At 42.7% G+C, this 21853-nt stretch carries 23 protein-coding genes and 1 pseudogene; 11 read left to right on the top strand and 13 right to left on the bottom strand.

Features of this window, described 5'->3' with window-relative positions; translation table 11 throughout:
* Nucleotides 1-292: 292 nt before the first annotated feature.
* Entirely contained in the window at nucleotides 293-838 is a 546-nt protein-coding gene (locus tag WJR50_RS27640) for a 2'-5' RNA ligase family protein (protein WP_341296557.1), read from the top strand.
* A gap of 40 nt (nucleotides 839-878) precedes the next feature.
* On the opposite strand, the gene WJR50_RS27635 is transcribed toward WJR50_RS27640, so the two are convergent.
* The 7 genes from WJR50_RS27635 to WJR50_RS27605 all read right to left on the bottom strand — a co-directional run bounded on the left by WJR50_RS27635 (nucleotide 879) and on the right by WJR50_RS27605 (nucleotide 7435).
* Nucleotides 879-1517 (bottom strand): NAD(P)-dependent oxidoreductase, encoded by a 639-nt coding sequence (locus WJR50_RS27635; RefSeq protein WP_341296556.1) that lies wholly within the window; start codon nucleotides 1515-1517, stop codon nucleotides 879-881.
* Between the two features lie 194 nt (nucleotides 1518-1711).
* Nucleotides 1712-3004, bottom strand: coding sequence for an aminotransferase class V-fold PLP-dependent enzyme (locus tag WJR50_RS27630; RefSeq protein WP_341296555.1), 1293 nt, complete (start codon nucleotides 3002-3004; stop codon nucleotides 1712-1714).
* Between the two features lie 222 nt (nucleotides 3005-3226).
* Nucleotides 3227-3763, bottom strand: coding sequence for an EF-hand domain-containing protein (locus tag WJR50_RS27625; protein WP_341296554.1), 537 nt, complete (start codon nucleotides 3761-3763; stop codon nucleotides 3227-3229).
* 166 nt (nucleotides 3764-3929) lie between these two features.
* Nucleotides 3930-5126, bottom strand: a complete 1197-nt coding sequence (locus WJR50_RS27620; RefSeq protein WP_341296553.1) for a DUF5009 domain-containing protein — start codon at nucleotides 5124-5126, stop codon at nucleotides 3930-3932.
* Nucleotides 5127-5188: 62 nt separating this feature from the next.
* Nucleotides 5189-6589, bottom strand: coding sequence for an MBL fold metallo-hydrolase RNA specificity domain-containing protein (locus WJR50_RS27615; protein ID WP_341296552.1), 1401 nt, complete (start codon nucleotides 6587-6589; stop codon nucleotides 5189-5191).
* 88 nt (nucleotides 6590-6677) lie between these two features.
* Nucleotides 6678-7058, bottom strand: coding sequence for a hypothetical protein (locus WJR50_RS27610; RefSeq protein WP_341296551.1), 381 nt, complete (start codon nucleotides 7056-7058; stop codon nucleotides 6678-6680).
* A 74-nt stretch (nucleotides 7059-7132) separates the two neighbouring features.
* On the bottom strand, nucleotides 7133-7435 hold the full coding sequence (locus WJR50_RS27605) for a DUF1330 domain-containing protein (RefSeq protein ID WP_341296550.1): 303 nt from the start codon (nucleotides 7433-7435) through the stop codon (nucleotides 7133-7135).
* A gap of 79 nt (nucleotides 7436-7514) precedes the next feature.
* On the opposite strand from WJR50_RS27605, the gene WJR50_RS27600 reads away from it, so the two are divergent.
* Nucleotides 7515-8114 carry a Uma2 family endonuclease gene (locus tag WJR50_RS27600; RefSeq protein WP_341296549.1) on the top strand — a complete coding sequence of 200 codons (600 nt, stop codon included), beginning with the start codon at nucleotides 7515-7517 and terminating at the stop codon, nucleotides 8112-8114.
* Nucleotides 8115-8118: 4 nt separating this feature from the next.
* Here the strand turns inward: WJR50_RS27600 and WJR50_RS27595 are convergent, their stop codons facing one another.
* The 3 genes from WJR50_RS27595 to WJR50_RS27585 form a co-directional block, all read right to left on the bottom strand.
* Nucleotides 8119-9072 (bottom strand): DUF1593 domain-containing protein, encoded by a 954-nt coding sequence (locus WJR50_RS27595; RefSeq protein ID WP_341296548.1) that lies wholly within the window; start codon nucleotides 9070-9072, stop codon nucleotides 8119-8121.
* Nucleotides 9073-9158: 86 nt separating this feature from the next.
* Complete coding sequence (locus WJR50_RS27590) at nucleotides 9159-9800, bottom strand: DUF2306 domain-containing protein (protein WP_341296547.1); 642 nt, start codon at nucleotides 9798-9800, stop codon at nucleotides 9159-9161.
* A 103-nt stretch (nucleotides 9801-9903) separates the two neighbouring features.
* A complete protein-coding gene (locus WJR50_RS27585; RefSeq protein WP_341296546.1) occupies nucleotides 9904-10467 on the bottom strand; it encodes a hypothetical protein in 564 nt (187 codons plus the stop codon).
* 368 nt (nucleotides 10468-10835) lie between these two features.
* Between WJR50_RS27585 and WJR50_RS27580 the strand changes: the two genes are divergently transcribed.
* On the top strand, nucleotides 10836-11417 hold the full coding sequence (locus WJR50_RS27580) for a DUF2911 domain-containing protein (protein ID WP_341296545.1): 582 nt from the start codon (nucleotides 10836-10838) through the stop codon (nucleotides 11415-11417).
* A gap of 16 nt (nucleotides 11418-11433) precedes the next feature.
* On the opposite strand, the gene floA is transcribed toward WJR50_RS27580, so the two are convergent.
* The gene (floA, locus tag WJR50_RS27575; protein ID WP_341296544.1) at nucleotides 11434-12333 is read right to left on the bottom strand and encodes a flotillin-like protein FloA; all 900 of its coding nucleotides are present in this window, start codon (nucleotides 12331-12333) and stop codon (nucleotides 11434-11436) included.
* Nucleotides 12334-12639: 306 nt separating this feature from the next.
* Here floA and WJR50_RS27570 point away from each other — a divergent pair, with 306 nt between their 5' ends.
* The 3 genes from WJR50_RS27570 (at nucleotide 12640) to WJR50_RS27560 (ending at nucleotide 15745) form a co-directional block, all read left to right on the top strand.
* Nucleotides 12640-13779, top strand: coding sequence for an ATP-binding protein (locus WJR50_RS27570; protein ID WP_341296543.1), 1140 nt, complete (start codon nucleotides 12640-12642; stop codon nucleotides 13777-13779).
* 189 nt (nucleotides 13780-13968) lie between these two features.
* On the top strand, nucleotides 13969-14895 hold the full coding sequence (locus WJR50_RS27565; protein ID WP_341296542.1) for a hypothetical protein: 927 nt from the start codon (nucleotides 13969-13971) through the stop codon (nucleotides 14893-14895).
* Nucleotides 14879-15745: a phytochrome family protein gene (locus WJR50_RS27560; RefSeq protein WP_341296541.1), complete on the top strand. Its 867-nt coding sequence runs from the start codon at nucleotides 14879-14881 to the stop codon at nucleotides 15743-15745. Before WJR50_RS27565 ends, WJR50_RS27560 begins: the two co-directional genes overlap by 17 nt.
* Here the strand turns inward: WJR50_RS27560 and WJR50_RS27555 are convergent.
* Nucleotides 15742-16416, bottom strand: a complete 675-nt coding sequence (locus WJR50_RS27555; protein WP_341296540.1) for a class I SAM-dependent methyltransferase — start codon at nucleotides 16414-16416, stop codon at nucleotides 15742-15744. The genes WJR50_RS27560 and WJR50_RS27555 overlap by 4 nt on opposite strands.
* A 79-nt stretch (nucleotides 16417-16495) precedes the next feature.
* Between WJR50_RS27555 and WJR50_RS27550 the strand changes: the two genes are divergently transcribed.
* The 5 genes from WJR50_RS27550 to WJR50_RS27530 are packed head-to-tail and all read left to right on the top strand — an operon-like array spanning nucleotide 16496 to nucleotide 20725.
* Nucleotides 16496-17668 (top strand): glycosyltransferase family 4 protein, encoded by a 1173-nt coding sequence (locus WJR50_RS27550; protein WP_341296539.1) that lies wholly within the window; start codon nucleotides 16496-16498, stop codon nucleotides 17666-17668.
* Nucleotides 17661-18554 (top strand): hypothetical protein, encoded by an 894-nt coding sequence (locus tag WJR50_RS27545; protein WP_341296538.1) that lies wholly within the window; start codon nucleotides 17661-17663, stop codon nucleotides 18552-18554. The genes WJR50_RS27550 and WJR50_RS27545 overlap by 8 nt, the downstream gene beginning before the upstream one ends.
* The gene (locus WJR50_RS27540; RefSeq protein WP_341296537.1) at nucleotides 18551-18727 is read left to right on the top strand and encodes a hypothetical protein; all 177 of its coding nucleotides are present in this window, start codon (nucleotides 18551-18553) and stop codon (nucleotides 18725-18727) included. The genes WJR50_RS27545 and WJR50_RS27540 overlap by 4 nt, the downstream gene beginning before the upstream one ends.
* A 1-nt stretch (nucleotide 18728) precedes the next feature.
* On the top strand, nucleotides 18729-19862 hold the full coding sequence (locus WJR50_RS27535) for a glycosyltransferase family 4 protein (protein ID WP_341296536.1): 1134 nt from the start codon (nucleotides 18729-18731) through the stop codon (nucleotides 19860-19862).
* The gene (locus WJR50_RS27530; RefSeq protein ID WP_341296535.1) at nucleotides 19859-20725 is read left to right on the top strand and encodes a hypothetical protein; all 867 of its coding nucleotides are present in this window, start codon (nucleotides 19859-19861) and stop codon (nucleotides 20723-20725) included. The genes WJR50_RS27535 and WJR50_RS27530 overlap by 4 nt, the downstream gene beginning before the upstream one ends.
* Nucleotides 20726-20779: 54 nt before the next feature.
* On the opposite strand, the pseudogene WJR50_RS27525 reads toward WJR50_RS27530, so the two are convergent.
* Nucleotides 20780-21766: pseudogene (locus WJR50_RS27525) on the bottom strand (TrpB-like pyridoxal phosphate-dependent enzyme); the annotation flags it as partial.
* Nucleotides 21767-21853 lie beyond the last annotated feature (87 nt).

Raw genomic sequence — 21853 nt, 5'->3', positions numbered from 1 at the left:
TCTGACAAGCATTATCCCCAGGCTAAAGAAGAAAAAGAGGCAGTGGTAAAGGGCAATAATCCATAAAACTAGAATAGAAATCCGGTAAGCTCTTCATCTGCCGGATTTTTCATGTTTTTACACTTCGTAAGAAAATAGAGTCTAATGCTTTAGCAATTAAGGAAATGTCTTATAATACCCCGGCATGACTGGTAATATTTTGAAGTGAATGACTCATCCACAATGAAGGCATGTTTATCGTTTTCTTTTGGATAACTATGTTTTTTAAAGAAGAATAACACTCAATATCTTTATGAAACTCTATTTTATCGCCTTAATTCCCCACGAAGAGCTTAGAGTAAGTGTGAGAGCATTGAAGGAGGAGATGAAAGCCAGGTTTGATGTCAAACACGCTTTGAAATCTCCGGCGCACATTACTTTACAAACGCCCTTTAAACGGAAAGAGGAAGAAGAAAGCAGGCTTATTCCAACATTGGAACAGTTTACTGAGCAACAGTCAGAATTTTTGCTTAGGCTCAATGGCTTCGGTCACTTCTCTAGCCGGGTGATTTATGTGAATGTGGAATACTCTCAAGCTATTCTGGAGCTTCATGCACAGCTTAACCATGTGCTGGCAGAGCAGTTGGACTTTCAGGAAAGTGAGATTAGAGCAGAGCTACATCCACATATGACTATTGCTACGCGCGACCTCAGCAAACCAGCTTTCAAGGAAGCCTGGCCGGAGTTTCAGCACAGAAAATTTCAGGATAGCTTTTTGGTGAAAAGTCTGTTTCTGCTAAAGCATAATGGCAAGCATTGGGATATTTACCGGGAGTTTCTTTTTCATGATGAAAAGTGAAAAACCATGTACCCATTGTGGGTACATGATCTGATAGAGATTAGCCATTAGCTATGAAAGGAGCCTTTCTGACAAAACCATCATCAGACAATTGCTCAATCAGAAAGTGTGCTAAGTTAGTGGTACTGATTTTTTCACCCGGACAATCGTCCAGACTTACCAGTACTTTACTTCTCCCCTCTGTCTGCTCAATCATAGGAAGGCGAACCATCGTCCAGTCCAATTTACTCTCTGACAAAAGCCTGAACTCTGCTTGTCTGTCAGCCGATATTTCAGGAAAGTTAGCCTGCATCCATGCAGTAGCCATCTGCGTCTTTTCTGACTTCTTGTCCTCTGGTGTGTCTACATTCAAACCAGCGGTAAGGATATAGCGCTTAGCGCCAATATTCTGCATAGCCTGAATAATATTCTGCGTAGTCTTACTAAAGATGGGTGCTTCTCCCTTGGGTTGTCCCAAAGTACTGATCACCGCCTTACAATCTTTGATTAAGGAAAATATATCCTGCTCATTTCTGGCATCTCCTCGGATAGTTTCAACCCAAGGGCTTTTGATCGTAAAGTTTTCGGGATTTCTGAGAAGCAGTTTACAGGAGTAACCTTGGGCTAACAATTGTCGGACAAGGTATTTGCCGGATTTACCGCTGCCGCCCAGAATGGCGATTTTTATATCATGTTTCATGATTCTTCTTTATAAATAATGACAATAGAAAATTAGTCGTAGCTGCCATGAAGTGAGCAGCACGGATAGGACAGAAATGGAATAGATTTCTGCTAAAAGAATGGTGGTATTTTATAAAGAGAGTCTAATGTGATAAAGGTAGTGGATTTACCTTTTAAAAGATAACCTGAAGTGCTGGAAATAATTTTTTTACATCAAACCGTTTGCAGCGCCTCTACGATTTTATCCATATCTGCCATGGTATTGTAGATGTGAGGAGAAAGGCGTAGCCCTCCGGTAGGGGCACAGGCTATGCCATGCTCATCGTACAATTTTTGAAAAACTGCGATCCGGTCTTTACCGGGAATGCTCAAAATAGTAACCCCTCCACTTAATTCTGGAGAGAGAGGTGTAACAAACTCAGCGGTAGGTACTTTCTCACTGATTTGTTCTTTGAGGTAAGTATTCAAAGCCTTGATTCTTGCTTCTACCTGCTTTTTCCCAATAGTATTATGAAAGTTAACGATAGCAGTGAGTGCTGAGGCAGTAGGTTCATTACGTTGGCCCAGTACACAAAGCTTTTCGTCTACCGTCTTGCTTTCAGGCTTCCAGCCCGCCCCAATAATTGCTGGGTAGACATGCTCCAACTTATCTTTATTGACGTAAATAATTCCGTTTTCCAAAGGGCCCATCAGCCATTTGTGGGTGCTGCTGGAGTAGAAGTCGCAACCGATATCTTTCAGGTCCAGATCCAGCACACCGAGTGATTGCGCACCATCAACCATGCTGAGAATATTTTTTTCCCTAGCCAAGGCGCAAATCTCCTTGGCAGGCATGGCGATGCCGGAAGTATTAGAGATGTGCGAAAAAGAAATCAGGCGAGTTTTGGAAGTAATCGCTTCCGCAAAAGCCTTTACCAGCTCGTCGGCGGAAGTGGGAGAGGCAGGCACGCTAATCATTTTGACACTAAAGCCATAACGTTTGGCTTGCTGCTCCCATGCAATACCGTTGGTAGGATGGTTTTGATCCCACAGCAGCACTTCATCGCCTTTTTTCAGGTCTAGTCCGTGTACAATGATATTATTACTTTCGGTGGTATTGCGGGTAATGCCAATTTCATCTTGGTTCACGCCTACAAAACTAGCCAGCGCTTTGAGTGCCTCTTCCCGCTCTGTAGAGAATACTGAGCGATATTGAAATGACACATCTTTCTCCAGCTTTTGCTGTGAGCTGAGCACTTTCTCAGTGACAAAGTAAGGGCTGGGACAGAGGTTAGCAGCATTCACCATAATTAGTGAGTTTGGAATGGTAAACTGCTTCTTGACCATCTCCCAGTAACTTTCCTCATACTTATTTTCAGGCCTTGACAATAATTCCAAAATCTCATGAGGCTTGGCTGAGCTTTCCGCTATGGTAGGTAATGCGAGAGAAGCCAGAGAACCTGCGAAGAACTGCTTAAGAAATCTTCTTTTATTCTTTATTTCAGAATTATATATTGTGTAAGACATAATTTTTAGTGTAATAATTTAAATATGTCCTATTCTAAAGAATTTTAGTTTTTAATGAAAGGGATTTTTCTTCTTTATTCATTTTATCTCAGAGGAGATAGTTAGTTTGTTGTGGGGGACACCAGGTATACTCAACAATTTTTTGACAATAGCACAAATAAAAAAGACTTCCTCTTACCTTACGAGAAAGTCTTTTCACTTATCATTACACTGAACCTAAGCTTAGTTATCGTCCTTGTCAAAAGTATATGACCAGTCACCATATTCAATCTTTTCTACCAGATTGTCATTGTCCAGGTGCCAGATCTTAAGAGTAGGGTCTTCGGTATTCTGGGCGGTAGCTTGTCCGCTTTGGGTATCTTTCATGGATTCTTTAAATCCATACACATCGTTTTCACCCATCACTATAATATATTCATTGACGTCAACCATATCATCCTGATTGGTATCCCAATCGGTAAATACGCCATAGTCAGTCATATCATAGTTGGTTACATAATAATCCATACCTGACTGCCATTCTTCATTTGTAAGCTGCCCATCACTATCTACATCCCAGATACGATAATTCACTACATAAAACTCATTATCGTCAAGAATGCCATTATTATTGGTATCCCAGTCGGTTACTTCTGAAGCCTGAGTCATCGCTTCATTATATTCATCACTTACATCTTGTGCAGATGCGTTGCCTACAAAAGCAAATAGAACAGTTAAACTCAAAAATGCGAAAAGTTTTTTCGTGATATTAGTATTCATAAGTCACTATGTTTAAGATTAAAAAATATACTTACATTATAAATAAATGATAATTAGTATGTATTGTTATCATTTTTACGTATAAATTACGAAAAATAAGTATATAAAAAATTAGGTGAATTGCTGGCAAATAGTAGAGAAGGGTAGCGGCAATAGTACAATTTGCTCAGATCTTAAGTCTGATATGGGCTTTGTTAATCAGGGCAGTAATGCCGATGATAAGCAATGCAAAAAGCATAGATTTGACAAGTCCCATAAGGCCAGTACGGAGGGCTAAGGGTAAGCTCAGGCCGAGAATTGCTGTCAGAGGATACCAGAGGTAGGGAATCAGATAGCAGGTAAGCGTACTGGTTCCGGCAGGCTTCAAGAAATTTGCCCATCTTTTCTTCCCTCGTATATCTGCCAGCCAGAATAGAAAAGCATAAGAAAACAGGCTGATTGCAGTACAATAACCAATCCAGCCGGGTGTGGCACCTAGCTTGGAAACACCCCAGAAAGGCCGCGTAGTAAAACCAAAGAGTAATGAGCCTACTCCAAGCACGAGCAGGATTCCGATAAATCTCCAATATGTTCTCTGCTGAACTTGTTGCTGAAAAATGACAGAAACCACTACCCCACTCATAGTAAAGGCCATCATAGCACCATTGCCTACCGGCCAGAGGTAAAGCTTGTGCAGAGGAGAGAGAAAGGCTAACCAGCCTGCTAATGCTGCCACATTGAACAGACAGAAAAATAGCCAAATGGCAACTACCGGCCACAATTTGCCTTGGCTAAAAACATAGACACAACTGCATACCAGATAAGCCCAGCCGATTAACCCCAATATGCCCCACCAGTGAGCTTGAAATACCAGAGGTTGGTCAGCGCTTCCTCCTGCATAGAGTATGAATAAAGTAATTAACAGGGCTATGCCCAGGACTTGTAAAAAAAGGTAAAGGTTTTTCTTATCTGTGTCTCTCGGGTAACGATTCCAGATTAGGAAGAAGGCTAAAGCCATTAGTATCCCCCATCCGTAGCGACCGATTAGCACCCGACTTCCGTCAATGTTCTCCAGGTTGACGATAAAGACACCCATGACCAGCAATGCCAGTGTTCTTACCAGAATGTGTATTAAAATCTGCATATTGCCCTCTCCTTTGGCTCTACGGGCATCAATGGCGAAGGGAATGGATAAACCCACAATGAAAAGAAAAGCTGGAAAGATAATATCGGAGAAGCCCAGATAGTCTTCTCCTGCCTGGGCATGCTTCAGCCATTTGGGTATTCCTTCCAATGTCCAGAAGTCGTTGACAAATATCATTAGCATCATGGTGAGGCCTCTGAAAATGTCAATGGAAAGAATTCTGCTAGTAGGAGAAGGCATAGTATTAATAGTCAGTGGTATTATTAATATACAGTCAAATCTGATGCTATTGATAATTCCATTTATATGTTATCAAACAATTTATGCTGTTCCATATAATTGGGGACATGTACATTTGACCAGCCCAGTTTTTGGGTAAGCGTTTGTTGGAAACCTTGCGCACTTTCAGGTTCTCCATGTACAATAAAAGTACGTTTGGGTGCTTCCTGTAGGGTCCCCACCCATTGGAGTAATTCATTTTTATCGGCATGCGCTGACAGGCCGTCAATTTTGCGTATCTGCATTTTGAGTGGAACTTCCTGCCCGAACATTCTGATGGTTTCTTTTTGCTCCAAAATATCACGCCCTCGCGTTCCCTTTGCCTGAAAGCCTACAAAAAGAATAGTGTCTTCTTCTCGTGGAAGCCGATGATAAAGATGGTGCAAAATACGGCCTCCGGTGCACATGCCACTGGAAGAGACGATGATGGCATTGCGACGTATCTCATTGATAGTCTGAGAGGCAGGTACACTGCGGTAATAATTGAAAAATTCGTAATCAAAAATAGACTCACCGGACAGGTCCTCATCTCTTAATTTGTGGTAAGAGAAGTGCCGCTTATACAACTCCGTCATGCTAATGGCCATAGGGCTATCCAGATATACCGGTACCTTAGGAATTTTGCCTGATTCCATAAGTGTCCTGAGATAATACTGGACCATCTGAGTACGGCCCAGGGCAAATGCGGGAATAAGCAGGCAACCTCCTCTTTCCATCGCCTCATTCACCACCTGAGCAAACTCCTCTGAGGGGTCTTCAAATAAATTATCCCTATCACCATAAGTAGATTCGGTTACTAAAATATCGGCCTGCTTCATAGATACCGGGTCGCGCAATACGGGTTGGTGATAGCGGCCGATATCACCGGAAAATACCAGGGTTTTTTGCTGCTTATCCGTTTGTACTGTTAGTTCTACCCAGGCAGCACCCAGAATATGTCCGGCATAATGAAATTTGATGCAGATGTCATCTCGCAGATAAATATCTTCGTCAAACTCATAAGGCTGGAACAGGCGAAAAGTGTTTTCTGCCTCTTCAGTAGTATACAATGGTCTGGGGGGATTGTGCTTAGAGTAGCCTTTCTTTTTAGCCCATTCAGCTTCTTCTTCCTGTAGCTTGGCAGAGTCCAGCAGGAGAATTTTTGCCAGGTCAGCGGTAGCGGATGTACAGTAAACAGGCCCATCAAAGCCTTCTTTGACGAGCTTGGGCAGGTAGCCGATATGATCAATATGGGCATGGGTGAGTACCAGCGCTTCCACCTGAGAGACATCCATAGGAAATGGGTCCCAGTTGCGAAGCCGTAGCTCCTTGAGTCCCTGAAAAAGACCGCAATCTATCAATACCTGAAAATCATCAAAATGAAGCAGATGCTTGGAGCCGGTGACTGATTGGGCTGCACCCAGAAAGTGAATGGATATGTTCATATGAGTAGTTTTGGCAATAATCTACCAAAACTCCTGCTGCTAAAAAAGCAAATGCTTGATTCATGGTTTTAGGTGCTCATTTTTGTTTTTATTCAGAAAGAGAATCCAGATCAGCTTGTACTTTTTGTTTCTCATTAATGAACCGATCTTCCAGAAAAGTGCTTATCTCAGCTTCCAGTTTACGCCAGTCTGCGTGAGGAGAATCAAAAGCAGAGAGCCCGGCACCAAAGAAAGTATCTAACCACACCATAAAGGCACTGAAGGGAGAAGAATAGGTACCTTCAATCTGTATGATGTTGGGTTTGCTGTAGGAAATTTGCACCGCGTGAAGAGGAGAGCGGCTCAGGATGATGCTTTTGTAAGGGCCAATACCAAAGAAGCGGACGTTATAATCTCTACCCAAACCCTCTTTTAAGGCTTGGGTCAATGCCTCTTTGCTGGGCCGCTCTGAAAATATCAAGTGCTTCATTGGAAGGAGATATGGCTTAAGAATAACTTTTAAGATAGGGAAAAAGGAGGAAGATTATAAGCATGTTCTTTCCGTTACAACTTGTGTCCCTGAACCAGCCATACCGCTCTGATTGACTGCTCTTTCAGATGTAGAAACTGTTTACGCTCTTCATCCCGTGTGAAGCTTTCAAATTCTGCCTCAGAAGGAAATGATACCAGATGAATCTCGTATGGTTTTTCAAGAGTAGCGTCTATAACGGTATCCTGGGTAGGTCTGAGCCGGAGAAGAAGTTCCCCTTTATGTTTGCTGATGATAGGAATGGCAACATCTTCAAAAGCATGAAAAGCCTCTTCCTGACCTTCTTTGAGGTAGATAAGTTGGGTGAAGTAAATCATTTGATTAAAAAAGAAAAAGAAATTAAACAGACTTGTTCTATAAGCTTCATCATTTAAGCTAAATTAGGAAAAGTGAAGCATGATAACTGAATCAGATATGGAATCTTTTGCGATAAAATTTCCGGACAGTATAAAAATGACAGACGATGAGTTTTATGAGTTCTGTCAGGAAAATGAGCATGTCCGCATGGAAAAAAACAGTAAAGGGGAAATCATTATTATGGCACCTACCGGAGGAAATACAGGGAGAAGTAATTCAAAAATTGTTGCGAAACTTGATTTGTGGAATGAGCAAACTCAACTTGGTGTAGTCTTTGATTCTTCCACGGGGTTCGCTTTGGCTAACGGTGCCACACGTTCTCCTGATGATTCCTGGATTTCCCGGGGCCGTTGGGAGGCTTTAACTGAAGATGAAAAAAAGAAATTTCCTCCGCTTTGCCCAGACTTTGTCGTGGAATTAATGTCTGAATCGGATAACCTTAGCGCAGCTCAGCAGAAAATGGAAGAGTGGATGGATAACGGTTGCCGCCTGGCCTGGCTATTCCAGCCTTCTGAAGAAAAAGTGTTTATTTACACGCCCGGGCAGGCAGTAAAAGAAGTTGAGAGTTACCAGCAACGTATTTCGGGAGATACAGTATTGCCAGGTTTTACATTTGACTTAGGTTGGATTCAGAAGTAGGGGATTACGGCTCTTTTAACGTCCAGTCCATACGCTTTGCCCAGTCGTCCAGATAAGCTTTGCGGTAGCGGTTGACGGTTTTAGCCCCGGGACGGTCATTTTCCACCAGTTCCGCCTTTGGGTCATCGGTCCAGTAATGAGGTCCGTGAGCCGTTTTGACAAAAGTGCCACCCCAACTCTTGTCAGTAGGATTAGCAGGGTCACCGGAAAGCATATACAAAACCGAGGGAGTATCGCCCATTTTGATGTCCTTTTTCTTTTCCCAGAACAACTCACCTAAGGTACCGTGTCCTTTTACATGCTTTTCTACGAAAGCAGTGTTTTCATGTTCCCCTTCCTGTATGCCGCCCATATACATACCTCTGAAAGTAGTATTGTTTTCAATCCACCAGAGGTCAGGGTGATTTTCGTAGAGGTAATCACGGGAATTGGGGTCCAGGCGGGTATTCCATGAACCAATGGAATAAACTCTTAAGTTCTTTTTGATAGAAGGATCAGCATGCACCGCCTGGGCTACATCAGTGATAGAACCCCAGACCAGTACATAAAGTGGCGCTGAATCCTCTTTGGCTTTTTGAACAATCCACTCAGCCCCTTCGCTTAGCTCAGTAGGTTCGGAAGTGGTGAGTGAGTCAACAGCCCCTTGTTTCGTCACTTGTAATAGTGCTTCCGGCGATGGAAACTCTCCGTGTTGCCTGAGTTGAGGATAATCTTTGGTATAGGCTTGCAGTACTTCTTCTATGTGCTCCTTTCTTCCTTCGTGAGGGGGAGAACTGATTAGACCTTCTATGGCAAAGCGATCGGCATAGACCAGAAAATGTACCATAGACTGAAAATCGTCAGGATCACTTCCCCCAATGTCGGTAGATACAATTACGCGGGGCTTATCAGTGTTAACAGATTGACAAAGTGATACATAGGGAAGTAATGAGCACAAAAAGAGCAGGTATCGTATCATTGTATTGCAGGCTAGGTTGTTAAGCAAATGATAGCTAACAATATAAGGCTATTTAACTGGCTCTCCTTAATAGTGAGGCCATAAATTTATCGTGCTAAACTTAGCTGCTTCTTTTTGAAATATTTTTGGTGAATGATCCACTGGGCAATGAGCAGGTTGGGCACCCAGCAGAGCCAGGCAATGATGCGGTAAGATTCTATGAAAGACATTTGGAAGGCACCCATGAACAAAGGAATCCATAACCTGAGCGTTACTGCGGCAAAAGTAAGGGCGTAACTTCTGATCATCCAGTTTTCGTGTGCGTCAGTATTCCTCTTCCTGATTGCCATGTAAGCCATAGCAGAGGTGAACAGCCAAAGAGAGCCCAACGCTTCAAAGCCGATAACGGATACGATACCTCCGGCAGTGTAATATGCAATGTAGAGGCTGGAAAGTCCACTGAGTAATACGGCCAGTAGATAAACTTTACCCAGGTTGCGGTGTAGCCTGAGATGCTTGTTGCGGATTTTTTTGAAGAACTGCGACCAGCCGCTCAGCAGGGCAATACCTCCAAAGCCTACATGGGCATAAAAACATAAATTCCAGAAGTTGCTGGCAAGTAATTCCTCAGTCTTACCTGCAAATATCCCCTGATCACTCATATCGGTAAGAAAGTAAATGGCAGGGTACAAGCCCACGCCAATAGCAAAGAAGGCAAACAAAAACAAAAGCAGATAGCGGGCTTTCATGATATAGCAGGTTGAGGGTTTGGGAAATGTTGAAAAGCTTACCTAAGATAAATAAATAATTTTAGCTTTACCACAACAGGAATTTAAGCCAGCAAACCTTTACTTAGTGATTTCCCAATGTAACTATGGCTACCATTATCCCTAGCACGAGCAATACCACAGAAGCAGTAGCCTGCGTATTACTTTCCTTTATTTGTTGGTTCATATCATTAGCCACTACTTCTCGGAAAGATGTATCCAGACCGTTGCCATATTTGCTGACAAATTCTTCATCAGTATATATGCGTACGGCAAGTCCAGAATATACGGTAGCATCATAGAAGTCGGTATCATCTTCCTCATCCAGCATGGAGCCTTCTTCTCTGGTTTTAAAGTCGCGCCTGATATTGATGATCGCATTGGCACAGGCATTCCAGGCTTCATATTTGAGGTAGTCCATTACTAGATCGTTAGAGGTGAAGCGATCACCGTTAGCTTCTACCAGACCTATACGTTCGTAGGTATAATCAATAGGTTCACCTTCAAAAAACAGATACATCCGTTCTGCTTTGTCCACACATTCAATCTCATTTACTTTGGTGATACGACTGAAATTGTTGTCACCATAGGTAACCATACAGGAAGATAGAAAGGCCAGGCAGATTATGCAGAAAAAAGTGCTTTTCATAGGGGGTAGTGTTTGTGAGGATTGCACAACTTTTATGCCTTAATCGTGCTGTGTTTTTGATATTGCCTTGATTTCACAACGTGTATGGCATTCTCAAAAGTTAGGATTTTGATTATCAGTGATATGGAAAATAAAGAGTATTTTCAAGGCCACATTTTTCTTAAGGTTGACACAATGTTTACATTAAGCTTGAATAGTGAAAACGCTCATGCCATCTCCACTTTGTATACTAATTCCACTATTGTTTGAGAGGTAAAGATATGTTTGTTACTCATTTTGTATACAGCCAATTGTCAGCTATCTTACCTTCCATTCAAAAGCCCCTGCTTAGATTGTTTTTTGCTTTATATTTATTTACCAAACCTACTATGATGAAAAATTACCTGTTGCTCTCCTTATTTTGCTTTGCTTTATGCTCCTCTTTACATGCTCAGGAACTTCGTGGCACTGACAAAAGCCCGATGGATATGGCTTACTTTCCCGATGATTTTGCGCACGATATACGTTTTGCGCCCGAAGAGCTTGAGTTTGATTACCCGGTCATCAGAGTAACTTACAGTCGTCCGGCTAAAAATGGACGAGAAGTAATGGGGGAGTTAGTACCTTATGGAAAAGTCTGGAGAAATGGAGCGAATGAAGCTCCGGAGATTAAGTTTTATGAAGATGTAAAGCTCAATGGCAAGCAGGTAAAAGCTGGATCGTATGCGCTGCTAAGTGTGCCGGGAGAAAAGGAATGGACCATCATCCTGAGCAGTGATGTGGATCAGTGGGGAGCTTACAGCTATGACGAAGCCAAGGATGTGTTGAGGGTAAGTGCTCCTGTCTCAGAACTCAGCAATCCGGTAGAAAATTTCACCATACAATTTGAAGGTAAGGGTAAAGGAGTAAAAGAAGGAGTAATGAAACTGGCTTGGGACCAGACAATGGTGGAAGTTCCTTTTACATTTTGAATTAACCCATACAGCTTTAGCGGAGATTAAGATTCCCTTTTTTGAAGGCTTCAGCTAAGGCAATAGGAACCTCAGCCTGGGCAGCAATCACATTGGCCCGGGCTTCTTGAGACTTGGCACGCATTTCCTGCTCCAAAGCTACGGCCATTGCCCGCTTTTCTTCCGCTTTGGCTTTTGCTACTCTCAGGTCGGCCGAGGCCTGATCTATCATCAGTTTGGCACCAATATTCTCTCCCACATCTACATCAGCAATATCTACGGATAAAATACTGAAGGCAGTACCTGCGTCCAGTCCTCTTTCCAGGATATTTTTGGAGATGTTATCAGGGTTTTCCAGGATGATGGTATGCGAATGGGCTGAACCAATGGTATTGATGATCCCTTCCCCTACGCGGGCCAGAATAGTGTCTTCACCGGCTCCACCCACCAGTTGCTGTATATTGGCCCGTACCGTTACCCTTGCCCGGACGATTAGCTGAATACCGTCACCTGCCACACCGGCTATGGAAGGTGTATCTATGATCTTGGGTGTAACGGAAGTCTGCACAGCTTGTAGCACATCTCTACCAGCCAGATCAATGGCAGTAGCCTGCTTAAAAGTAAGGGGAATGTTGGCTTTATCGGCAACGATTAATGCTTTCACTACAGTAGGTACATTTCCTCCTGCCAAATAATGTGTTTCCAACTCGTCAGAGCTGACATCACTTAGGCCTGCTTTACTGGCCAGGATCATAGCATTAGCAATGGTGCTGGGAGGTACTCTACGTACCCGCATAAAGGTCAAATTCAGTAACCTTACCCTTACTCCCGAAAAGACAGCAGGAACCCATATGTTGATCGGTAGTATGTAAAATAATAGCATGATGCCCAGGATCACTGCGCCAATAATGATTAAAATACTGAAGAGTCCATCCATGGCCGTAAAGATTAGCTATGCCTACCTTGGCATTTACAGTCTAAAGCTAGAGTTTATGCGGGAGATAACCAGCAAATTCACACTTATTTGTCAAAAATCAGTTCTATAGACTTACTTACATCTAAGAGAGTAGCGGGATATCAGAAAAATATAAATAAAGAGGATTACTTTGCTCTTATCGTGTATTTCGTTATTCTCATTACTCATATTCAAGAAATGGTCTTAAATCAAGATTTATTAACCCTTTGAAATGAACTGCTTTATGCATAAGTGCATTATAACAATTTTACCATCAAGAAAACCCATATGGACGCAGCCGATATTATAGAACGCGAAAAAGAGCATATCATTCAGCAATGGGTTGAGAGCGTAGAGACAGAAATTCCTCATTCTCAGGAGTATGAGCAGCCTACCATTATGAATAGTGTACCTGACCTGATAGATGCCTTGATAGAGGCTATTCGTTCTCAGGACGTTAGCCACATACAGGTAAAAGGTGAGAAGCATGCCCGGCAAAGAGTTTCCTTCTCAGAGTACTCTCTCAGGCATATTATCAAAGAATACCGCTTGCTGAAGAGAACCTTGTTTAATGTATTGGATGGCCAATATGAAAATATGAGTAGCCTGGAGCGCGATATTATTACCTATGTGATAGACGAAGCAGTAGAGCAGGCCAGTGATGCTTTTTATAAATTCCGGCAGGCAGAAGATCACTCTAATCAGGAAGAAGTAGAAAAATTACTTGACCAAATGAAGGACCAGGATATGCTACGCGATCAGTTTATCGCTGCGCTATCACATGATATCAGAAGCCCTCTCAATAACACCCTTTCTGCAGTTGAGATACTGGAAACGCGTTTGTCACCGGCTAATGACGAACTCATAGAGAAGTTGCTCAATGTGATCAAGCTTAGCATGACCAAAGGAAATGACCTGATCAACAACCTACTTAATGTGAGTCTCATTCAGTCGGGAGAACATTTGCCTATACATCGGGAAGAGGGTGACTTGCTTGAAGAAGTCAAGACTTCTTTATATGGCTTAAATCCTGATACACAGGCTAAAATCCATTTGGAGGCAGATCAGGCCGAGATAATGGGCTATTGGGATGTCAAAGCTTTACGCAGAGCTATTGACAACCTGGTGTCAAATGCTCTTAAACATGGTGATCCTGAAAGTGATGTGAATATTAGCATAAGGCAGGATGCGCATCAAACCTATATAGCAGTAAAGAACTTTGGGGAGCCGATTGAGAAGGAAAAGCAAAAGGAGTTGTTTAATCTATACTATCGTGCTGCCCCTGCAAAATCCAAAGGTTGGGGCCTTGGCCTAACGCTGGTGAAAGGCATAGTAGAGGCGCATGGAGGCAAAGTGGAAGTACAAAGCGCACAAGAAGAAGGAACCACTTTTACAATGGTTGTGCCTCATCAAAAAGTAGTGTCATAAGCAAGTATGGGTGTGCTCGGCATTAACGCTCCTGGGTAGAAAGAAAATATGAGTTTGCAGATACAGTTACAAGCAAATTGTAAGTCTTAGAAAAAATCAAAGTATCTTTTCTTCCAAATGAACTTTCAATATAATAAGTATTAATACTTCAAATATTTTTCTAATTTAGGAGAGCCCTACTGTTGACCTATGCTAGATACAGAGCCTTCTAATCGGTCCTTTGAGTCGAGAGTGCTACTCACTCTCACAGTAATAGCCCTAGTGCGTACGCTGGGAGGTACTGTACAAGATCTTATGGGTAATGTGCCCTGGCAGGGAATTTTAATTGATAGTATACTGGTGGGAATATTTGCGGGCACTACTTTTCTTGCCTTTCGGAATAAATCTTTTCAAAATATTCCTCCTTTACTGGGAGTGATCTTAGTATTATTGTTAGCACTGCTATTCATCCGGTCAGGTGGAGTAGAGGGGACTACAGAGTACAACTTTTTTGGTTTAACAGTAATACTTTGCTTGCTATACAATGGTAGGTGGCAAAAAGCACTTCTTATCATAGCTTTCGCCATTATGATTTATCTTTCCTATAGTGTGTACGTTAAAAACTCGCTTTTTTATTTGCTCTTTGTCCGCAACTCCTGGGGGTATGATAATTTTTTATACACACTTACCGCCTTGACTATTTTGATCGCTTACCTACAAATACTTATAGAAGAAGAAGATAAAAAACTGAAAGCTAAGCATGAAGAGCTGAAGAAAAAGGTTAGGCTGGTGAGTATAAAAAATGCGAAACTTAATAAACAACAACGATTGCTTACCCAAATGAATCTGCAATTGAAACAGGCTGTGGGGGAAAGCAAAGCTTATCATGAGCAAAGAACAAAAGCACTACAACAATACATTGAGCAGAACACTAAAAATATTCAGATTCCTTTACAAAATCTTCAGGAAGTAATTGAAAAGGTGGGTTCTCCTTACCCTACTCGCTATCAGGAAATGCTAAATACTTCTATGGATGATATATATAAAGTGGTACAGGCAATAAAAGAAGCGCTTCTTTCTGATCAGCAACTCATAACTATTCATACTCCCACACAACAAGATGAAAGCAAATCTTGAACAGTCTTTATTAAGAGTCTTCATCTATTTTAGCATGGGCTATCAACTTATTCAACTGTGCTATGATTTTCTGTTTACTGATTTTGTATGGATCACCCAGATTGAAAATATAGTTACGTTGAGTTTGTACGGACTAGTATTGTATCCGGGTCTGAAACAAACTCATCATCATATCAACCCTAGCTGGGTGATTATGATTGCTGCACTTTCCCTTACTTTTGAATGGATCTTTTTTGGGGGCTTCAACAGTACCATGCCTTACAATGCTTTCCTGTTAATGATGATTAGTGTCATCTGTTGCCCCAAAAAGTGGCGTTTACAATCGTCTTCATTTTTTTTTCTGCTGATTCTGACATTGCTTTACCTGGATTATGCCCAGACACTGCCAGTACATGATACTATTATCTATCCTTCTAATCTTACTCAGGCTCTTGATTTTCTTTTGCATGCCTTACTCATTACCATCTTTACTCTGATACTTAAACAAAAATTCCTTCTTTATCGTGATGGGATTGTCAGAAAGAACAAAGAACTGAAAGCTTTGGACAATGAACTTGCAGAAAAAAATAAAGCGCTGGCGCATCAGCAGGCCAAGATTCAATTACTGAATGTTAAGCTGGAGAAAATGATAGAGCAAGAAGTAGAGAGCACCAAAGAAAAAAACCGTAAGCTCGCTGAATATGCCTATATCAATGCGCATCACCTGAGAGGGCCGCTCTGTAGAATTATGGGGCTCAGTGACCTAATGACCGAGAGTTCTCCGGAAAACACTAAGCTACCTCGCACTATTAAAAGAAGGGCAGAAGAGCTTGATGTAATTATCAAACAGATTAATCACATCATTTCTTAAGCGAGACTGAGTACGAAAATCACTGATACCGCTTGCTGGCTTTGAGGATGTTTGGGCTCAATAATCTTCTCCAGCTTATACTCACAAGCATCAAAAAGTGCTTTCCAATCTTCCATACTTCGCAGATACCAGGCATAAGTATCCTTAAAATCTCCCGGAAGTCCCTGCCAAACGTCAGCTTCCCAGCGACTTTTTTTGCTGGCAGGCATAGCATCAGGGTGCAGGCTTTGGATGACAATTTTTCCTCCATCAAGCAAGTGAGTTTGTAAACTCAGCAGTAACCGGGCAGTTGCTTTTTCATCAAAAATTGCAAAGTTGAATACCAAAACATCAAAGGGTGAACCTTCAATCGTACTGCCCGAGATAATATCTCCATAGCTTATGCACTCATAGGTTCCTCCTCCTTTCTGCTGTGCGAGTTGTATAAGTTCGGAGCTTCCATCTATTCCATGACATTTGATTCCTTCTTTGTTCATTTTTCTCACCAGCCAGCCTTCACCGCAACCAACGTCCAGCATTAGCTCACCCTTTAATGAAAGTAAAACTTCAACAATGGCCTTATTAGTAACCAGCCGACGACTCTCTAGTTTGTTTTCTACAATAAGGGTGTTCCACTGCCGGGCATTCTGGTTCCAGCTATGCAGAACGAAAGATTCATCAGGTATTCTCATAATTGTAGGTGATGTGAAGAAAGATAAATAGACTTACATCGGTTTGCAAAATGAATTGGCTTTTCTAATATTGGGTTCCATGGATCAGCAGTACCGTGCCCTTTATGCCGCTTTTGACCCTTACCCTTCTCCCAAAGGAGCAGCTACTCACATTCGCTATTTTTCTGAAACGCTCTTTCGTCAGTGGGGGGGAGGTGTGCTTTACACATTGGGAGCTACCGATCAACCTGCTTCAGAAACAGAGGGTAATCTTCGCTATGAGCGTTTCAATCTGCCGCTAAAAAACTATCTGCAAAGGGCTGAGGCTTTTGCAGAGCGGCTTGCGCACTTGAGAGATGCCTTGGATAAGCTGGAAATGGTCCACTTTCGCGATATCTGGAGTGGCATGGCTCTATTGACACCTGATCGTGCTTATGCTACAGTTTTTGAAGTCAATGGTTTGCCTTCCATAGAGTTGCCTTATCGCTACGCTGATCTGCCGGAGAATACGCTGAATAAGATTGACCAACTGGAGCAACATTGTTTACAGCATGCCGACCATATTGTAGTACCTTCCAAAGTTATTGAGCAGCATTTATTAAATAGGGGCTTGCCAGAATCTAAAATCACATGGATTCCCAATGGAGCGGTGCTGCCTCCTGTTTTTGAACGCCCTGAGGATGCACCAGAACAGTATCTTATCTACTTTGGTGCTTTGCAGCCCTGGCAGGGCATAGACATATTGCTCAAGGCCTTGCCTTATCTGCAGGATTTCAGTAAGCTCAAACTTATAATTTGTGCAGCGCATCATCGCCATTTTGTAAAACCTTACCGCAAACTTGCTGAAAAACTAGGCGTAGAAGACCGACTAATTTGGAAGTTTAGGCTTGAGCAGGAAGAGTTATGGGCCTATGTGCAGCATGCTAAACTTTCACTTGCACCGCTTAAAGAGTGTAGCCGTAATCTGGAGCAGGGCTGTTGTCCGCTCAAAATTCTGGAATCTATGGCTTGTGGCACTACAGTTGTAGCGTCCGACCTGCCGGTAGTCCGAGAACTGGTGCAAAATGGAATGAACGCCAAACTGGTAAAAGCTGATCGTCCTGCTGAACTTGCCAGGGCCGTCAGAGTACTGCTGGACTATCCTGAAGAAAGTAGTAAATTAAGTCAGAATGCGCTTTCAAGCGTAAGAGGTCAATTTAGCTGGACTGATCAACAGGCTAAGTTGGCCAAGCTATACCAGACAATCATCAACCATCGTATGCAGCATGTTTAAAAACTCAATCAATGCCTACCGGATTTACCGGAAACTCACTGAGGAAGAAAAGGAAATACTGGAAAAACGTAAAGTAAGTGGTAAATACACTATTAGAGAATGGAACCGCCGACTGAGCCATATCGCCCTCATGGACAGGTATGCAGACAAAGCACGGCAGGGACTGGTGCTGATCATGATATTCTCTGCTTTTCCGCTGTTTTTCACCATCATCATGATGCTAAACGGATTGACATTTGCCTTCTTCCTGGGTTTTCTGCTTGCTTTACTTTTTGGCACAGCCTTGTGGCTGCATCTGAAGTTCAAAAAACTGGACGTGGGTAATCAGCTTCGCTTCTTCGTGATTCCCAGTCTGAAATTACTGAGCAGTAAAGTGCGCAAAAGCCATAAAGTAGAACTGGATATCAACCTGGCATTACCCACTGATGAGCAATACAAAGGTAGCGAGGAGGTTGATGAAAAACCTACTAATAAGCGTTATAGAAAGATCACGACCACATTTTTTCGTCTTCCCTGGCTTACTGCCAAGGTTCCCCTTGCCGATGGTGCGTTGCTTATTTGGGAGAATGAAGATATTGTAAGGCAGCGGAAGGGAGTGAAGTACCATAAAAACAAGCGCAAGACGAAGTACAAAACCAAGCATCTGATCAAGACTAAACTAATTTTGCCAAAGGCAAAATACCAGCTGGCAGAAGAAATACCGGAAGGTCTGAGAGTAGAAGAGACCTCAAAATTTTATATGCTCAGTATGAAAGGCAAACAATTGTCTACCCATAACCCCAATCTTCACGGAGATTATTTTAAAAGCATGAGTCCGAAATACTTTACCGGCTTGCTGATTTCAGCATACAAACAAGTAGAACCCATTCAACCCCTAGCATCATGAGTGACGAAATATTTCCCGATGAGGAAGGTCAGGAAAAAGATCCCTATAAAAGAGTAAAGAAAAGGGGGGCCGGAGGAAGGTTGTTTTCTGAAGACGATTATGATGCTTTTGATGAAGAGAATTTACTGGAATTTGACGAAGATGAAGAGGTATTAACCTATCTGGATAGTTAAGTTGAAACTGCGATTACTTTGGCTTACCGAAAATTATTTTCCTAAGCGGGGAGGCATGGCCCAATCCTGCGATCGCATTGTGCACCATCTGCGGGAGCGGGGAGTACAGATAGATATTATTCATTTTTCTCAGCGCAAAAAAGCCTACCAGTGGCAGTTACAAATGCAGGGTAGATATTTGGCTTGTCCATTTGAAGTAGATGCTGCCCATACGCTTAATAAACTTTGGAATCATCTGAGTACTGAAAAAACCAGCTACACTCATATAGTTGCGTTTGGCGGTTATTTACCCGTATTGGCTGCTTCTGTGTTTCCTGCATGGATGCAGACTCCTCTTGTCACACTCTTTCGGGGAAATGATTTTGACGCGGCTATGTTCTCTGCCAGGAAGCAGCCTGTTTTACTCAGAGCTATTGAACAGTCGACAGTAGTAGGTGCTGTAAGTCGTGATAAGGTGCAGAAAATTCAGCAGCTTTTTCCCAAACATAAGGTCTGTTATACGCCAAACGGTATTGATACTACCCCCTGGAAGCTTAGCCGAAGTGACCACGAAAAAGCTACGCAATGGCGAAAAGAATTTGCACAAGGCCGAAAAGTGATTGGCCTCTTTGGTGATCTGAAGCCTAAAAAAGGAGTTCCTTTTTTCCTGGAAGCTATTCGCAAGAGTAGGCTGACAGAACAACTGCATTTGCTGATGGTAGGGAATGTGGAAGAAACATTGGAAGAAATCTTGCAGCGGGAGCCAGCTATTCATTTTTCCTCCCTGCCCTTTCTGGATCGCTATGAATTGTTGGGCTATTATCCGGCATGTGATGCTATTGCCATTCCTTCCTTTTATGATGGTATGCCCAATGTGATGCTGGAAGCCGGCAGCCTGGGCATTCCTCTCATGGCTGCTGAAGTGGATGGTATGAAAGATGTTTTGCGCTATGAAGGAGAGCAATTGGGTTGGCTCTTCAGGGCAGGAGATGTGAAGAATGCTGCTCGTGCGTTAAAAATGTGGTATGCTTCACCAGAGGAATTAGTAGAGAAAAGAGCAAATAAGTGCCAGCAAGTGATAAAGGATTATTTTAATCATGAGCAGGAGGTTGTAAATTTTCTGGAAATTTTTTATCAAACTTCAAAAAAGCTATGAAGCTGTACTATACAGTAGGCGGAGGATTAGGCCATCTGAGCAGAGCTATTGCTTTCATCCACACACAGCCAGAACTCAATTTAGATAATATGGTAGTAATGCTTGCAGATAGAGAGATTTATCAAATGAAGCAGGCTGCCTTTCAGGATGAGCGGTGGAAATCGTTGAAAATAGAGCCTATACCTTTACCTTTTTTTGATGATACAGAGAAACTGAGGAATTATCTGAAAGAATGGACCCATGCTCACTCGCCTGAGGATATTTATCTGGATACTTTTCCTGAAGGCATTATGGGTGAATGGAATTTTGAAATTCGCAAGCCTACACAAATCCATTATGTAGGACGATATCTCAACTGGACAGCTTATGATCAGCCTGTTTTCAGAAGTTTTGACACACTTTATAAAGTGGATAGCTGGCACCCTGAGCAACAAAGATATTTATCATTACTTTCGGATAATATACAAACAATTGAGCTCCAATATCCCGGGGCTAAAGTACCGGAAGAAATACTAACGCAGTTCCAGCAATGGAAAGATGAGAGCAAGGCAATATGGTTGGTAGTGCACTCCGAGCCTCAGGAAGAAGTAGAAGCTTTGCTGCACTATGCACAGGATGTGGCAAAAGCGGAACAAGCATCGCCAGTCTTTGTGCTTTGTAGTCAGAACGGAGTGGAAAATGAATCTATTGATTTATGCCTTTCATTATTTCCTGCCTATGGACTTTTTGAGTATGTGGATAAAATCGTAACGGCGGGAGGTTTTAACCTGATGCAGCAAACTAAGCCTTTCCGAGAAAAGCATATCTGCATGCCCTTTCCCCGTCGCTTTGATGATCAGTTTATGCGTACCCAGAAAAAATAAAAGCTACTCCATCACTGAAGTAGCTTTGAGCATTTGAAACTGTAAATCTTAGGCTTAATCTATAGTTGGAGTATCCAGCTCCGCCAGTGAAGATTGTATTTCCTCATTTGTCAGCTCATGTTCTACCAGGTTGCCGGACAGGTAATTTTCATAAGCAGCCATGTCAAAATTACCATGTCCACAGAGATTGAAAAGAATGGTTTTGGACTTTCCTTCCTGCTTGGCCTGTTCCGCTTCAGCAATGACGGTAGCGATGGCATGGTTGGCTTCAGGAGCCGGTATAATGCCTTCTGCCTGCGCGAATTTAACGCCTGCTTCAAAGCACTCCAACTGATGATGCGCCCGAGCCTCCATCAGCTTATCTTTCAGCAACTGACTTACCATGACTCCTGCTCCGTGGTAGCGAAGCCCTCCCGCATGTATAGGAGCAGGCACAAAATTGTGGCCTAGCGTAAACATAGGCAACAGAGGTGTCATGCCTACCGTATCCCCAAAATCGTAGCGGAATACACCTTTGGTGAGCTTGGGGCAGGAAGCTGGCTCACTGGCGATGCAGCGTATGTTTTTGCCTTCCTCAAAATTGAGGCGCATAAAAGGAAAAGCTATTCCGGCAAAATTAGAGCCACCGCCAAAAGGAGCCACTACCATGTCAGGCATATCTCCCGCTTTTTCCATCTGCTTAATAGCTTCCTGGCCAATCACAGTTTGGTGCATCAGTACATGGTTGAGCACGCTACCCAGAGAGTATTTGGTGGATTCATCCATTGCGGCACGCTCTACTGCCTCAGAGATCGCGATCCCCAGACTGCCCGGAGATTCAGGATTTTTGGCCAGAATTTTTCTTCCCGCTTCAGTTTTGTCACTGGGGGAAGCGATAACATTGGCACCCCAGGTATTCATCATGAGCTTACGGTAAGGCTTCTGATTATAGCTGATTTTTACCATGTACACTTCGCACTCAAGGCCAAAATGACGGCAGGCAAAACTCAGTGCGCTGCCCCACTGACCAGCCCCAGTCTCAGTGGTAATTCTTTTTACACCTTCCTGCTTATTAGAGCATGTTTAAAAATTTGCTTTTGTTTCAAGCTAATCTTTGAATTACAATTTGGCAATTCTGCCAGAGCACCC

Source organism: Catalinimonas locisalis, assembly GCF_038039535.1.
Classification (GTDB): Bacteria; Bacteroidota; Bacteroidia; order Cytophagales; family Cyclobacteriaceae; genus Catalinimonas.
This window is presented reverse-complemented; position numbering and strand designations above follow the sequence as displayed.

What these genes read in the sequence shown, in the direction of transcription:
- WJR50_RS27590 (WP_341296547.1), bottom strand. Translation starts at nt 9,800, where the DNA reads ATGAAAGCCCGCTATCTGCTTTTGTTTTTGTTTGCCTTCTTTGCTATT.
- floA (WP_341296544.1), bottom strand. Translation starts at nt 12,333, where the DNA reads ATGGATGGACTCTTCAGTATTTTAATCATTATTGGCGCAGTGATCCTG.
- WJR50_RS27585 (WP_341296546.1), bottom strand. Translation starts at nt 10,467, where the DNA reads ATGAAAAGCACTTTTTTCTGCATAATCTGCCTGGCCTTTCTATCTTCC.
- WJR50_RS27600 (WP_341296549.1), top strand. Translation starts at nt 7,515, where the DNA reads ATGATAACTGAATCAGATATGGAATCTTTTGCGATAAAATTTCCGGAC.
- WJR50_RS27545 (WP_341296538.1), top strand. Translation starts at nt 17,661, where the DNA reads ATGTTTAAAAACTCAATCAATGCCTACCGGATTTACCGGAAACTCACT.
- WJR50_RS27630 (WP_341296555.1), bottom strand. Translation starts at nt 3,004, where the DNA reads ATGTCTTACACAATATATAATTCTGAAATAAAGAATAAAAGAAGATTT.
- WJR50_RS27570 (WP_341296543.1), top strand. Translation starts at nt 12,640, where the DNA reads ATGGACGCAGCCGATATTATAGAACGCGAAAAAGAGCATATCATTCAG.
- WJR50_RS27625 (WP_341296554.1), bottom strand. Translation starts at nt 3,763, where the DNA reads ATGAATACTAATATCACGAAAAAACTTTTCGCATTTTTGAGTTTAACT.
- WJR50_RS27550 (WP_341296539.1), top strand. Translation starts at nt 16,496, where the DNA reads ATGGATCAGCAGTACCGTGCCCTTTATGCCGCTTTTGACCCTTACCCT.
- WJR50_RS27610 (WP_341296551.1), bottom strand. Translation starts at nt 7,058, where the DNA reads ATGAAGCACTTGATATTTTCAGAGCGGCCCAGCAAAGAGGCATTGACC.
- WJR50_RS27580 (WP_341296545.1), top strand. Translation starts at nt 10,836, where the DNA reads ATGATGAAAAATTACCTGTTGCTCTCCTTATTTTGCTTTGCTTTATGC.
- WJR50_RS27635 (WP_341296556.1), bottom strand. Translation starts at nt 1,517, where the DNA reads ATGAAACATGATATAAAAATCGCCATTCTGGGCGGCAGCGGTAAATCC.
- WJR50_RS27555 (WP_341296540.1), bottom strand. Translation starts at nt 16,416, where the DNA reads ATGAGAATACCTGATGAATCTTTCGTTCTGCATAGCTGGAACCAGAAT.
- WJR50_RS27615 (WP_341296552.1), bottom strand. Translation starts at nt 6,589, where the DNA reads ATGAACATATCCATTCACTTTCTGGGTGCAGCCCAATCAGTCACCGGC.
- WJR50_RS27565 (WP_341296542.1), top strand. Translation starts at nt 13,969, where the DNA reads ATGCTAGATACAGAGCCTTCTAATCGGTCCTTTGAGTCGAGAGTGCTA.
- WJR50_RS27595 (WP_341296548.1), bottom strand. Translation starts at nt 9,072, where the DNA reads ATGATACGATACCTGCTCTTTTTGTGCTCATTACTTCCCTATGTATCA.
- WJR50_RS27540 (WP_341296537.1), top strand. Translation starts at nt 18,551, where the DNA reads ATGAGTGACGAAATATTTCCCGATGAGGAAGGTCAGGAAAAAGATCCC.
- WJR50_RS27530 (WP_341296535.1), top strand. Translation starts at nt 19,859, where the DNA reads ATGAAGCTGTACTATACAGTAGGCGGAGGATTAGGCCATCTGAGCAGA.
- WJR50_RS27560 (WP_341296541.1), top strand. Translation starts at nt 14,879, where the DNA reads ATGAAAGCAAATCTTGAACAGTCTTTATTAAGAGTCTTCATCTATTTT.
- WJR50_RS27640 (WP_341296557.1), top strand. Translation starts at nt 293, where the DNA reads ATGAAACTCTATTTTATCGCCTTAATTCCCCACGAAGAGCTTAGAGTA.
- WJR50_RS27620 (WP_341296553.1), bottom strand. Translation starts at nt 5,126, where the DNA reads ATGCCTTCTCCTACTAGCAGAATTCTTTCCATTGACATTTTCAGAGGC.
- WJR50_RS27605 (WP_341296550.1), bottom strand. Translation starts at nt 7,435, where the DNA reads ATGATTTACTTCACCCAACTTATCTACCTCAAAGAAGGTCAGGAAGAG.